Here is a 12,791-nt window from a genome sequence, read left to right as displayed (position 1 = left end):
CCGCGGTCACCGCACCCGCCGCTCCGGCGGAATTGGGTTAGCGCATTTCGCCCATGGTCGACACGCCGTACCGGGTCTGGCGTATCACATTTTGAGTTTCTAATCCGCCGTCGCCAATCTGCACGGGCCGCCGACGACCTGTACCGGCCGGTCGCCGGTCTCATGGGTCAAAGCGTCTTCGGATCGCCAGAGCCTGGGCCGCCTGCCCCTATCCTTCGTCACCCATGCGCAGCGCAGCGATAAAGGCTTCCTGCGGGATGCTGACGCTGCCGTATTCGCGCATCTTGGCTTTGCCCTTCTTCTGCTTCTCGAGCAGCTTGCGCTTGCGGGTCGCGTCGCCGCCATAGCATTTGGCGGTGACGTCCTTGCGCATCGCGCTGATCGTCTCGCGCGCGATCACCTTGCCGCCGATCGCCGCCTGGATCGGGATCTTGAACAGATGCCGCGGGATCAGCTCCTTCAGCCGCTCGACCATGCCGCGGCCGCGCACCTCGGCCGTGCCGCGGTGGACGATCATCGACAAGGCGTCGACCGGCTCCTCGTTGACGAGGATGCTCATCTTGACGAGGTCGCCCTCACGATAGCCGATCTGCGTATAGTCGAAGCTGGCATAGCCCTTCGACAGCGATTTCAGCCGATCGTAGAAATCGAACACCACTTCGTTGAGCGGCAGTTCGTAGGTCGCCTGCGCGCGGCCGCCGACATAGGTCAGATTCTTCTGGATGCCACGGCGGTCCTGGCACAGCTTGAGGATCGATCCGAGATATTCGTCGGGCACGTAGATCGTCGCATTGATCCACGGTTCGCTGATCGTCTTGATCTTGTTGACGTCGGGCATGTCGGCGGGATTGTGCAGGTCGATCTGCGTGATGCCGGCCGGATCGGGATGGGTCAGCTCGATCTGATAGACCACCGACGGCGCGGTGGTGATCAGGTCGAGGTCATATTCGCGCGTCAGCCGCTCCTGGATGATCTCCAGATGCAGCAGGCCGAGGAAGCCGCAGCGGAAGCCGAAGCCGAGCGCGGCGCTGGTCTCCATCTCGAAGCTGAACGACGCGTCATTGAGCCGCAGCTTGGAGATGCTCTCGCGCAATTTCTCGAAGTCGTTGGCGTCGACCGGGAACAGGCCGCAGAAGACGACCGGCTGGACCTCCTTGAAGCCCGGCAGCGCCTCGGCGGCGGGGCGCTTGCTGTCGGTCAGCGTGTCGCCGACGCGCGCCTGGGCGACGTCCTTGATCTGCGCGGTGATGAAGCCGATCTCGCCCGGGCCGAGGTCGGTGAGCTGCTCGATCTTCGGCCGGAAGCAGCCGACGCGATCGACCAGATGCGTCGTGCCCGCCTGCATGAAGCTGACCTGCTGCCCCTTGCGCAGCACGCCCTGCATCACCCGGACGAGGATGACGACGCCGAGATACGGATCATACCAGCTGTCGACCAGCATCGCCTTCAGCGGCGCGTCGGCATCGCCCTTGGGCGGCGGGATGCGGGTGACGATCGCCTCGAGGATCTCGTCGATGCCGATCCCCGACTTGGCGCTGGCGAGCACCGCCTGCGACGCGTCGATGCCGATCACGTCCTCGATCTCCTTGCGGACCTGTTCGGGCTCGGCGGCGGGCAGATCGATCTTGTTGATCACCGGCACGATCTCGTGGTCGTGCTCGATCGACTGATAGACGTTGGCGAGCGTCTGCGCCTCGACGCCCTGCGCGGCGTCGACGACCAGCAGCGCGCCCTCGCAGGCGGCGAGGCTGCGGCTCACCTCATAGGCGAAGTCGACGTGGCCGGGCGTGTCCATCAGGTTGAGCGTGTAGGTGACGCCGTCCTTGGCGGGATAGGACAGGCGCACGGTCTGCGCCTTGATGGTGATCCCCCGCTCCTTCTCGATCTCCATATTGTCGAGCACCTGGCTCGACATCTCGCGGTCGGAGAGGCCGCCGGTGCGCTGGATCAACCGGTCGGCGAGCGTCGACTTGCCATGATCGATATGCGCGATGATCGAGAAGTTACGGATGGTGTCGGGGGAGGTCGTCATAAGGCCCCGCGCCTAGCGCACGATCCGCCCGGGTGCTAGATGCCGAAGGCTCCGCGACGCCGATCAAAGGGGGCTCCTTTGGCGGTGTCCCGAGCATGATCAACGCTTGGGGAGAATCAGAAAAGTTAGGAAGCAACAGCTTATCGCCGCATTGGCCGGCGTGTGCCTGGTCGTGTCCAGCGCGGATGCGCGGAAACTGGCGCGCGAATCGGTCGGTCAGAAGCTTCAGGACAAGACCGCCGCCGAGGTGCCGCACTGCCTGCGCAAGCTCGGCACGCTGGCGATCGCCGACGGCGACGATCCGCGCTGGTGGACGCAATATGATCTCGCGCCGCCGTCGAAGCTGCTCAAGGTGCTCGTCCAGCGTTCGGGCTGCTTCAACCTGGTCGATCGCGGCACCGGGCTCAACGCCGCGCAGATCGAACGCAACATCGGCGGCAATCTCGGCCTGCAGCGCGGCGCCAACGTCGGCCAGGGCCAGATCAAGGTGGCCGATTACGTGCTCGTCGCCGAGATCCAGGGCGCCAACAGCAACGTCAGCGGCAACGGCGTCGCCGGCGCGGCGGGCGGGCTGATCGGCGGCGCGATCGGTGGCCTGCTCGGCGGGCTCAAGAGCAAGAAGATGGAGGCGAACACCGTCCTGTCGCTGACCAACGTCCGCACCACCGAAACGGTCGCGACCGAAGAGGGCTATGCCGCCAAGAACAACCTCAGCTTCGGCGGTGGTGGCTTCCTGTCGGTCGCCGGGGCGGCGGGCGGCGGCTATGACAATACCGACATGGGGCGGATCGTCACGCTGTCGTTCATCCAGGCGTATAGCAAGCTCGTCACCGGGCTCGGTCTCGTCACGCCGGGATCGGCCGGTACCGCCGAGGCGACGCCCAAGAAGACCTTCACCGCCCAGGCCCCCGTCGCGCTGCGCGCCACCGCGACGCCCGCGGGCAAGGTGCTGCGCGCGCTGCCGGTGGGCGCGATCGTCTATCCGACCGGCAAGCAGGACGGCCTGTGGTGGGAGGTCGCCGACGAGAATGACAATGTCGGCTGGGTGCTCAACACCAAGCTGGCGCCGTCGAGCTGATCCGACCGGGGGAGCGCCGCGCTCCCCCACCCTCACCCCTGCGCGAGCGATTCGATCCCGCGCAGCGCGCTGAGATAACGCGCCGAGCCCTGTCCCGAAACCAGTGCCCAGGGCAGCCGGCGCTCCTCCAGCACTGCCTTGCTGAGCTCGAAGAATTTGCGGCGCGCCGCCTCGTCGCCGAACATCCGCGTGCCGTCCTCGACCCAGGGCAGGTCGATGTCGAAGAGCAGATAGATGTCGGCGGTGTTGGTCCAGGTCGTGAACCAGGGGTCGCGGCGGTGGAACAGCATCTCCGCCCAGACCGCGGTCATCAGCGGATCGGTGTCGGTGATCACCGGATAATTGCGGTCGGCGAGGGCATGGCGGACCTTGGCGTCATGGCCTTTGCCGATCTCGACCAGATCGGCCATCGTCAGGTCGGTGCCGAACGCCTCGGTATAGGCGCGGCCGAACTCGGCGACGCACGGCGCCCCGCCGAAATGTTGCGACAGACGCGGCAACATCGTCGACTTGCCGGTGCTTTCCGGGCCATGCAGACAGATCGAGCGCGGAATCATGCGCGAACCTTTCCTTCTTGCCGCACTGCCGCCCGGCGCCAGTCGATCCACCCCCAGATCGCCAGGCCGAGCAGCACGGCGTAGAGCGCGGCGGTGATCCACAGCGCCTTGGCCGCATAGAGCGGCACGCTGCCGACATCCACCGCGATCCACAGCCACCAACTCTCGATCACGCGCCGGGCCTGCAACCATTGCGCCGCGACCGAGGCGATCGCCAGCGCCGCGTCCCACCACGGATAAGCGGCATCGGTGAACCGGTGCATCAGCAGCCCCCAGCCCCAGGCCGCGGCGACGATCGCCACGAGCCAGCCGATCCGCGCGACGGGTGCGAGTCGCGTGACGATCACCGTCCCCGCCGTCGCGCGGCTGTGCGCCCAGTTGCGCCAGCCGTAGAGATTGGCGGCGAAGAACACGCCCTGCAGCAGCGCATCGCTGTACAGGCGCGCGGTCGCGAAGACCCAGGCGTAGATCGCCACCGCGACCAGCGCGACCGGATAGTTCCAGACGCTGCGCCGCGCGACCAGCGCGACGTTGACGATGACGAGGGCAGCGGCGAGCGCTTCGACCATGTTCACGTCGCCGCCCCTAGAGCCTCGTGCGACGATTTCGCAAGCATGTGAATCCGGCGCTTGCATCCCCCTTCGACGCTGGCTATAGGCGCGCCTCCAAGCACGGACGGACCCTTTCGAAGGGCACCGGACGGACTCCGTCGGGGAGTAGCTCAGCCTGGTAGAGCACTGTCTTCGGGAGGCAGGGGCCGGAGGTTCGAATCCTCTCTTCCCGACCATTTTCTAAGCCGCGCACATCCCCCCATGCGGGGCCGCAGCCTCCCTTCTCAGATATAACCTTACGAAAGCCAGCGCGGCGCGGGACGCTCGCGTGTTTGGGTATTACGGGGATTCCGCTGGACACCGTCAGGGCGGAAGCGACGCCGCGCCCCCGCCCCTTCTGTCGAGCGACTCAATTGTGCGGGATCTTGGATCGATCGAAGTTCGGACCGAGGTCGATCAGGAAGGCCGGCCCGACCTCGATCACCTGCTTGGCACCCGCGAGTTGCACGAACAGGTTCGCCTTGCCCGGCGCATAGGCCTCGTTCGCAACGCCTGACACATAATAGCGCTTCCACGTCGGACCGACCTTGATCGGCTCGCTGGTGATCGGCGTATAGGGCGGTGCGGCGCCGCCGACCCCGACCGGGATCGTGACCGGCGCGGCGTCGGTGGCATTGGGTGCGCGCAGGAAGATCATCACCATCATCGTATCGCCCGCGGCGATCGGCTTGATCGTCGGATAATTCGCGCCGCTGTCCCAGACGTTGGCGCCGGCCTTGGCCACCTTGATCTGCACCGCATTGCCGCCGGGCACCTCGGCCGCCGCGACCTGATGAGCGGTCTGATTGGGGCCGTAGGGCATCCAGCCGATCCCCGGCGCATTGACCGCCTTGTCGAAGATGCTGGGTTGCGCCGCCGGTGCCGGGGCCGGCACGGCCTGGTCAGGCGCACCCGACGCCAGACCGGCGACGAACATCGCGAATGTTCCGATCATCATCCTTCTCCCTGTCCCGGTCGAGTCTGCCCGATCCGGCGGCGGCGAGTGTAACGATGTCGGCGATTGTGCCAAGCCGGTCCGGCCCTATTGCAGGCCACCGCCGCCGCGGGACGATCAGCGCCGCCGGTGCACGATGCCGACACCCTGCCGCGCCCATTTCGCCCGCGTCATGCAGGTCGGCGCCGGCGTATTAGGCCGCGGATCGCGCATCGTGTCGGAGAAGAAGCGGATGCAATAGACGTCGCGCGCCGGCTTGTACGACACGGCATAGGCGCGGGCATCGGCATGGGCGTCCACCGGCGACAAGGCTGTCGTCAGTGCCAGCATCAGGATCGGCATCTGGTCATAAGGCATGATCGTCTCCCCGACAGGCCATCGGTGGACGATGGTCGTCGCGATCCGCCATGCGATAAGTGTGCCATATCAGTGATACACCCGCAGGTGGCATCGCGGCGCTTACCGATCCCTTCGTATTGGCAGATCACACCCCGTTTCGGCGGGCACCGCCACCCGGACGGTCGATCGGTGGATTCGCGGGGCGAGTGGGGGAACGACTGAATGACAAATCGTTCATTAACCTATATGTCAGCCTTGCTGTCTGAGCGACAGCAAGATTCCTTCTGGCGCCGTAGGGAGCGAAAGCCTCATGCCCGAGACGAAATGGAAACGGACGAAGCTGCGCTCCGTCATCCTTCGCGTACAGGGATCGCGTTTCCTGTCCGACCGGATGCGACGCGCTTTGCTCAACTTCGCCGGTGCCCGCATCCATCCGACGGCGACGGTGCGGCATTCCTGCTGGCTCGCCTCCGCCGACCTCGTCATGGGGCGCAATGCGATGCTCAACAACGAAGCCTATTTCGACGGCGGCGACACGCTGACGATCGAGGACGGCGCCCGCGTCGCGGCGCGCTGCACCTTCACCGCGAGCAGCCATCCGCATAGCGGCGATCCAGCGCGCCGCTCGTCGCCGTCGATCGAGGTCGCGCCGATCACGATCAAGGCCGGCACCTGGGTGATGGCGGATTGCACGATCAATCCCGGCGTGACGATCGCGCCTGGCTGCATCATCGGCGCCAAGTCGCTGGTCACCGAGGATACCGAGCCCAACGGCCTCTACCTCAACATGGCCAGCGCCTCCGGCACTGTCCGCGCCCGCCGTTTCCGCACGCTCGCGAACCGCAGCGATCCGTCATGGCGCGACGGCAAGGCGCCCGCGCAGCCCAAGCAGCCGGCGCGTGAGCCGGTCGGCACATTCGCGGGCCAAGGAGTCCGCCGCGTCGCCTGACGCGCATTTCGCGCTTGCATAACCGCGGCGCTTTGGCCAAAGCCGCTCGCACACCCTGTCTTCGGGAGGCACGGTGGTTCATGACTTCCCGATCGGCTGCGGCATCTGCCGCGGCCCCAAGCGCCCGTAGCTCAGCTGGATAGAGCATCAGACTACGAATCTGAGGGTCGGACGTTCGAATCGTTCCGGGCGCGCCATTTCTGACTTGTCATAGCGGAGCCATGTCGGTGGTCGACAAGAGCTGGGGAACGCCCTCGCCTGCCGGGCTGCGGGTACGCAGCAATCTCGGTCTCGACGATCGCGCCGCCCAACGCGCCGCCGCCCGCGAGGCGCGGGCGCAGGCGCGTGCGGGTGAGAGCGAACAGCGGCTCAAGGACCGCACCGCCGCCCGCGAGCAAGAGGCCCGCGCCCGAGAGGCCGCGCGCGAAGAGCGGCGCGTGGCGGAGCAGCAGCTCGCCGAGGGCGATCCGCATGCCGCCGCGGCGCAGCGGCGTCGTGGATCCGGTCGCAAGGACGTGGTGCGCGAACAGCGCGATACGCGTGGCTACACGACGGTGGTCGATGTCGCGCGGATGCGCGAACTCGCCAAGCGCGGCGCGTCGGTCGCCGGACTGGCCGGCGCGTTCGGAGTCAGCGAAGAGGAGGTTCGGGCGGCACTCGCCGACGCCGAATAGGCGCGACGCGTCAGCGCGCGCGGCGGAGCGAGACGAGCTGGACGATCAGGCTGAACACGGCGATTTCCCATCGATGCCGCGGGATCGCGGCGTCGACAGGCCTATGTCGCCGCTGCATTTCCGCGACAATTGCAACCTCGGTCACCCCGATTGCACGACGGACAATCGTGTCGGTTCGCGGCGGCGATCCATGCGTCGAGCGTGAAGGCGTCGGTCGGCCGCGTTTCCGCCTGCATGCTGTTCTTCATGATCTCGAGCGCCCAGCGGGTGCGATCGGGATCGTCGCCCGCCACGCCGTCCGCCGGCACCCACAGCTCATATTGCCGCATATGCGCATCCGCGGCGGTGAACAGCACGCAGATGTCGGCGGCGACACCGGTCAGCACCAGCCGACTCGCGGCGAGCTGCGGCAGCAACACCGGCAGGTTGGTCGCGTAGAAGCCGGAGAATTGCGGTTTGATGACGAAATAATCGCTGTCGCGCGGGCGCAGCGCCTCGGTCAGCGTGCGCCCCGGCGTGTTGCGCGACAGCGCCGTCTCGACCAGCCGGTCGCGCTGCGAATGCCACTGGCCGTCATTGTCGTTGACGTAGATCACTGGCACCCCCGCCCGATCCGCCGCATCGCGAAGCGCCAGGATCGGGGCGACCGCCGCCTCCGCCGCCGGTCGCAGGCGCTCCGCCCCGTCGAAGTCGAGCGCATTGACCATGTCGATGATGACGAGGGCGGTGTGGCCCGCGGCGGCGGGCAATCGGGGTTGGGCCATGACCGTCCCCTACTCCCATTCGTCGCACGCCGCCTTGATCTGTCATGATTTTGGAACGAAACGGGATCATGGCCGATGCCGAACCGGTTCCGCAGCGCAAGATCATCCATGTCGACATGGACGCCTTTTTCGCGTCGGTCGAACAGCGCGACGATCCGACGCTGCGTGGCCGACCGGTCGCGGTCGGCGGATCGCGCGCGCGCGGCGTTGTCGCAGCGGCGAGCTACGAGGCGCGCGCCTTCGGGGTGCGATCGGCGATGCCGTCGGTGACGGCGATCCGCCGCTGTCCCGATCTCGTCTTCGTACGGCCGCGGTTCGAGGTCTATCACGCGGTCTCGCAGCAGATCCGCGCGATCTTCGCCGATTATGCCGATGCCGTCGAACCGCTGTCGCTCGACGAGGCCTATCTGGACGTGACGGCCGACGTGCGCGGTCTGGGGTCGGCGAGCGCGATCGCGGAGGAGATCCGCGCGCGCATCCGTGCCGACACCGGCCTCACCGCCTCCGCCGGGGTGAGCTACAACAAGTTCATCGCCAAGCTCGCCTCCGACCAGAACAAGCCCGACGGAATCTGCGTCATCCCGCCGCACAAGGGCGCGGCCTTTGTCGCGTCGCTGCCGGTCAAGCGCTTCCACGGCGTCGGCCCCGTCACCGCCGCGCGGATGGAGCAGCTCGGCATCCATACCGGTGCCGATCTGCGCGACCGGCCGCTGCCCTTCCTCCAGGCGCATTTCGGCTCCTACGCCCAGTATCTCTATGCCGCGGCGCGCGGCGAGGATCACCGCCCGGTCCGCTCGCATCGCGTCGCCAAGTCGGTCGGCGCGGAGCGGACGTTCGAGACCAACCTGACCGATCGCGCCGAGCTACATGCGGCGCTGGCGCGCGTCGCCGAGGCGGCATGGGTCCGCATCGAACGGTCGGGCGCGCGCGGACGGACGGTGACGCTCAAGCTGCGCCATGCGGATTTCCGCACGCTGACCCGCGCCCGCTCGCTCACCGCGACGGTCGGCGATCCCGCCGCCTTCCTGCGGATCGGCGGGGAGCTGCTCGACGCGCTGCTGCCGGTGCCGGACGGCGTGCGGCTGCTCGGCCTGACGCTGTCGGGCATCGTCCGCGACGGCGAGGTGGCGGCGGCGGAACAAGCGAGCCTGCCGCTGTAGCGCGGGCGCGCGGCAGGTCCGGCCGGGTGGCCCCTCACCGCCCGCCGGGCGGCAGGTTCGTCTCGAGATAGCGCGTCATCAGCGAATAGAGGTGTAGGCTGGTGCCCGGCTTCTCGTAGATGCCGTGGGTACGGTCGGGATAGGCCATCATCGTGAACGGCTTGTTCGCGGCGATCAGCCGGTCTTCGAGCTGTTCGAGATTCTGGTAATGGACATTGTCGTCGCCGGTGCCGTGGATCATCAGCAGATTACCCTTGAGCCCGTCCGCATAGGTGATCGGCGATCCCGCCTTGTAGCCCGCCTCATTGTCCGACGGCAGGCCCATGTACCGCTCCTGATAGACGGTATCATACAGCGTCTGGTCGGAGACCGCCGCGACGGCGATGCCGGTGCGGAACAGGTCGGGAAAGCGGAACATCGCGTGCAGCGTGCTCGACCCGCCGCCGCTCCAGCCCCAGATGCCGATCCGCGTCGCGTCGATATAAGGCCGCTCGGCGATCAGCCTGCGGACGCCCGCGGCATAATCCTCCGGTCCGATCACGCCCAGGCGGCGGTAGATGCTCTTGCGCCAGTCGCGCCCGCGCGGCGTGTTGGTGCCGCGCGGATCGATGCTCGCGACGATATAGCCGCGTTCGGCGAGCATCCGGTGCCACAGGGCGGTGTTGCCGCCCCAAACGTCCGCCACCGTCTGCCCCCAGGGTTCGCCATAAACCTGGAACAGCACCGGATAGCGCTTCTTCGGGTCGAAGCCCGCGGGCTTGAGGAGCCACGCGTCGACCGACACGCCCTTGCCGAGATCGAGCCGGGTGAACTCGACCGGCGCGAGCGGCTCGTGCGCCACTTCGTCGGCGAGCGCGGCGTTGCGCGCCAGCACGCGCACCGGCGCCTGCGTGGTCAGGTCGATCATCTCGGTCACCGGCGGCCGATCGAATGCCGAGACGGTGTGCCGCGCCCAATGCGCGCCGGGCGCGATGTCGTAGCTGTGCGTCCCCGCCTGCCCCGCCGGCGTCACCCGCTCGACGTGCGGCGCGCCGGTCAGCGTCGCGCGATACAGGTAGCGCTGCGTCGGATTGTCGGGCGAGGCGATGAACCAGGCGGCGTTTTGCGCCGCGTCGACCCGCAGCAGGCTAACGACATCGAACTTACCTGGGGTGCGCAGGTCCATCGTCTTGCCGTCGGCGGAGGCAATATAGAGGTGCCGCCAGCCATCACGCTCGCTCAGCCAGGTGAAGCGCTTGCCATCGTCGAGCCAGGTCGGATCATCGTTCGCCTCGACCCAGGCGGCATCGCGCTCGGTGAACACCGGCCGCGTCGCGCCCGTCGCCGGATCGGCGAGCAGCAGCTGATAGCTGTTCTGCAGGCGGTTGGCATATTGCAGGAAGACCTTGCCGCTGCTGCCGGCCCAGCTCATCTGCGGTACGTAATTCTGGCGCGGATCGCCGGCGAGCGTGATCCAGTGCGTCGCGCCGCTGGCGACGTCGACGGTGCCGACCCGCACCGCCGAATTGGTCGTGCCGACCTTGGGATATTGCAGCGGGATCGGCCGCGAATATTGGCCGACGGTGTTGGTGATGAGGTAGAAGGTGCCGACGCCGGCGGTATCGAAGCGCCAGAAGGCGATCGTCTTCGAATCCGGGCTCCACGACCACGCCTTGCGCAGCGAGAATTCCTCTTCGTACACCCAGTCGCCGAGCCCGTTGACGATCAGGTCGTTGCCGTCACGGGTCAACTGGCGCGGCGGCGCGTCACCGGCGGTCGGCTCGACATAGAGGTTGTTGCCGCGGACATAGGCGATGCGGCTGCCGTCGGGCGAGAATTCGGCATAGAGCAGGCTGGCGGCCGGGGCATCGCCGCCGATCCGCCGCAGCTTGCGCGTCGTCAGGTCGAACAGCCAATAGTCGCCGAGCGCGCGCGTGCGGCGGAAGCGCTGGCCGTTGGTCAGGATCAGCAGCCGCTTGCCGTCGGCGGACCAGGCGTAATGCTGGATCTCGACCGGCTTGCCCGTCGCCGGCACGACGAGATCGCGTGCAGCGACCAGCACGGTGCGCCCGTTCCGCGCGACGTCGTAGCGGACGAGGTCGGTGCCGCCGGCGATCGCCGACGACCGTTCGATCGCGTCGAAGCCCTTGCCGTCCACGGTCCATTCCCCGCCTTCGACGGTATCGGTCGGGATCGGATTGCTGCCGAAGATGCGCTCCACGGTGAGCGGCGCGGACTGGCCGGCGGCGAGGCCGGGCTGAACCAGAGCCGCGAGACCGGCGAACATCAGGGCGCTGCGCATCGTCTTCAAATCAACCCTCCTCCAGGAACCGCCTGCTTATATCACCTCCAGCCGATCGTATACGCTCCTCGCCGGATGGCGGTCGCTTGCTTCGGCTTGCGCTTTCCGCTAACGGCCGCCGCTTCCACGCCTCGGCTGGATGCTTGCGGGAGGGCGGAGACGCCCGCTGGGACCGCTAAACTTGAAACGAGAGTGACATGGCAAAGAAGATCACAGGTTACATCAACCTGCAGGTTCCTGCAGGCGACGCCAAGCCCGCCCCGCCGATCGGCCCGGCCCTGGGTCAGCGCGGCGTCAACATCATGGAATTCTGCAAGGCGTTCAACGCGCAGACCACCGACATGGACAAGGGCACGCCGCTGCCCACCAAGATCACCGTCTATGCCGATCGTTCGTTCAGCTTCGAGATCAAGACGCCGCCGGCGTCGTTCCTGATCAAGAAGGCCGCCGGCCTGAAGTCGGGTTCGAAGGAGCCGGGCAAGGTCGTCGCCGGCAAGATTGCGCGCAGCAAGCTCGCCGAGATCGCCCAGACCAAGATGAAGGATCTGAACGCCAACGACATCGAGGCTGCGACCAAGATCATCGAAGGCTCCGCCCGCGCGATGGGCCTCGAAGTGACGGAGGGCTGATAGATGGCCAAGCTGACCAAGAAGCAGAAGGCGAACACCATCTCGTCGGAGACGCTGCACGGCGTCGACCAGGCGATCGCGCTCGCCAAGCAGAACGCCACCGCCAAGTTCGACGAGACGATCGAGGTCGCGCTCAACCTCGGCGTCGATCCGCGCCACGCCGACCAGATGGTCCGCGGTGTCGTGACGCTGCCCGCCGGCACCGGCAAGACGGTGCGCGTCGGCGTCTTCGCCCGCGGCCCCAAGGCTGACGAAGCGCGCGCAGCCGGCGCCGATGTCGTCGGTGCGGAAGACCTGATGGAGACGATCCAGGGCGGCACGATCGAATTCGATCGCTGCATCGCGACCCCGGACATGATGGGCGTTGTCGGCCGCCTCGGTAAGGTGCTGGGTCCCAAGGGCCTGATGCCGAACCCGAAGCTCGGCACCGTGACGATGAACGTCGCCGAAGCGGTCAAGGCCGCCAAGGGCGGTCAGGTCGAGTATCGCGTCGAGAAGGCCGGCATCATCCACTCGGGGATCGGCAAGGCGTCGTTCACGCAGGAAGACCTGCGTCGCAACTTCGACGCGCTGGTCGATGCGGTGGTCAAGGCCAAGCCGTCGGGCGCCAAGGGCAAGTATGTCCGCAAGGTCGCCGTCAGCTCGACGATGGGCCCGGGCATCCGCGTCGACACCGCCGAGGTGGCCGGCGCGTAAGCGTCGCCCGCTTGCAGTGAATAGGAGAAGGGCCGGGAGCGATCCCGGCCCTTTTTCTATGGGTGCTACTCCGGCCTAGACAATGCT

At 67.2% G+C, this 12,791-nt stretch carries 13 protein-coding genes and 2 tRNA genes; 8 read left to right on the top strand and 7 right to left on the bottom strand.

Features of this window, described 5'->3' with window-relative positions; translation table 11 throughout:
* Window positions 1-208: 208 nt before the first annotated feature.
* Window positions 209-2,032, bottom strand: coding sequence for a translation elongation factor 4 (gene lepA / locus PBN85_RS06125; RefSeq protein ID WP_037530336.1), 1,824 nt, complete (start codon window positions 2,030-2,032; stop codon window positions 209-211).
* Between the two features lie 196 nt (window positions 2,033-2,228).
* On the opposite strand from lepA, the gene PBN85_RS06120 reads away from it, so the two are divergent.
* Window positions 2,229-3,110, top strand: a complete 882-nt coding sequence (locus PBN85_RS06120; RefSeq protein ID WP_443026781.1) for an SH3 domain-containing protein — start codon at window positions 2,229-2,231, stop codon at window positions 3,108-3,110.
* Between the two features lie 32 nt (window positions 3,111-3,142).
* Here PBN85_RS06120 and PBN85_RS06115 read toward each other — a convergent pair whose 3' ends face one another.
* Window positions 3,143-3,667 carry an AAA family ATPase gene (locus tag PBN85_RS06115; RefSeq protein WP_037530335.1) on the bottom strand — a complete coding sequence of 175 codons (525 nt, stop codon included), beginning with the start codon at window positions 3,665-3,667 and terminating at the stop codon, window positions 3,143-3,145.
* Window positions 3,664-4,236: a nicotinamide riboside transporter PnuC gene (gene pnuC / locus PBN85_RS06110; protein WP_271300848.1), complete on the bottom strand. Its 573-nt coding sequence runs from the start codon at window positions 4,234-4,236 to the stop codon at window positions 3,664-3,666. Before pnuC ends, PBN85_RS06115 begins: the two co-directional genes overlap by 4 nt.
* Before the next feature lie 141 nt (window positions 4,237-4,377).
* Between pnuC and PBN85_RS06105 the strand changes: the two genes are divergently transcribed.
* Window positions 4,378-4,454: transfer RNA gene (locus tag PBN85_RS06105), tRNA-Pro, on the top strand.
* 173 nt (window positions 4,455-4,627) lie between these two features.
* Here PBN85_RS06105 and PBN85_RS06100 read toward each other — a convergent pair.
* Window positions 4,628-5,212 carry a hypothetical protein gene (locus PBN85_RS06100; protein WP_271300459.1) on the bottom strand — a complete coding sequence of 195 codons (585 nt, stop codon included), beginning with the start codon at window positions 5,210-5,212 and terminating at the stop codon, window positions 4,628-4,630.
* Between the two features lie 117 nt (window positions 5,213-5,329).
* Window positions 5,330-5,569, bottom strand: coding sequence for a hypothetical protein (locus PBN85_RS06095; protein ID WP_152542032.1), 240 nt, complete (start codon window positions 5,567-5,569; stop codon window positions 5,330-5,332).
* A gap of 292 nt (window positions 5,570-5,861) precedes the next feature.
* On the opposite strand from PBN85_RS06095, the gene PBN85_RS06090 reads away from it, so the two are divergent.
* From PBN85_RS06090 to PBN85_RS06080, 3 genes are all read left to right on the top strand, one after another.
* Window positions 5,862-6,500, top strand: a complete 639-nt coding sequence (locus PBN85_RS06090) for an acyltransferase (protein WP_271300458.1) — start codon at window positions 5,862-5,864, stop codon at window positions 6,498-6,500.
* Window positions 6,501-6,620: 120 nt separating this feature from the next.
* A tRNA-Arg gene (locus PBN85_RS06085) sits at window positions 6,621-6,697 on the top strand.
* Between the two features lie 24 nt (window positions 6,698-6,721).
* Complete coding sequence (locus tag PBN85_RS06080) at window positions 6,722-7,174, top strand: hypothetical protein (RefSeq protein ID WP_271300457.1); 453 nt, start codon at window positions 6,722-6,724, stop codon at window positions 7,172-7,174.
* Window positions 7,175-7,275: 101 nt separating this feature from the next.
* Here the strand turns inward: PBN85_RS06080 and PBN85_RS06075 are convergent, their stop codons facing one another.
* Window positions 7,276-7,938: a cysteine hydrolase family protein gene (locus tag PBN85_RS06075; RefSeq protein ID WP_271300456.1), complete on the bottom strand. Its 663-nt coding sequence runs from the start codon at window positions 7,936-7,938 to the stop codon at window positions 7,276-7,278.
* A 68-nt stretch (window positions 7,939-8,006) separates the two neighbouring features.
* Between PBN85_RS06075 and dinB the strand changes: the two genes are divergently transcribed.
* Complete coding sequence (gene dinB, locus PBN85_RS06070; protein ID WP_037530330.1) at window positions 8,007-9,098, top strand: DNA polymerase IV; 1,092 nt, start codon at window positions 8,007-8,009, stop codon at window positions 9,096-9,098.
* 34 nt (window positions 9,099-9,132) lie between these two features.
* Here the strand turns inward: dinB and PBN85_RS06065 are convergent, their stop codons facing one another.
* Window positions 9,133-11,379 (bottom strand): S9 family peptidase, encoded by a 2,247-nt coding sequence (locus PBN85_RS06065; protein ID WP_271300847.1) that lies wholly within the window; start codon window positions 11,377-11,379, stop codon window positions 9,133-9,135.
* 197 nt (window positions 11,380-11,576) lie between these two features.
* Here PBN85_RS06065 and rplK point away from each other — a divergent pair, with 197 nt between their 5' ends.
* On the top strand, window positions 11,577-12,008 hold the full coding sequence (rplK, locus tag PBN85_RS06060; RefSeq protein WP_017978227.1) for a 50S ribosomal protein L11: 432 nt from the start codon (window positions 11,577-11,579) through the stop codon (window positions 12,006-12,008).
* A gap of 3 nt (window positions 12,009-12,011) precedes the next feature.
* The gene (gene rplA / locus PBN85_RS06055) at window positions 12,012-12,704 is read left to right on the top strand and encodes a 50S ribosomal protein L1 (protein ID WP_037530327.1); all 693 of its coding nucleotides are present in this window, start codon (window positions 12,012-12,014) and stop codon (window positions 12,702-12,704) included.
* The last annotated feature ends 87 nt before the right edge of the window (window positions 12,705-12,791 follow it).

It is taken from the genome of Sphingomonas sp. CV7422 (assembly GCF_027945725.1).
Lineage (GTDB): Bacteria > Pseudomonadota > Alphaproteobacteria > Sphingomonadales > Sphingomonadaceae > Sphingomonas > Sphingomonas kyungheensis.
This window is presented reverse-complemented; position numbering and strand designations above follow the sequence as displayed.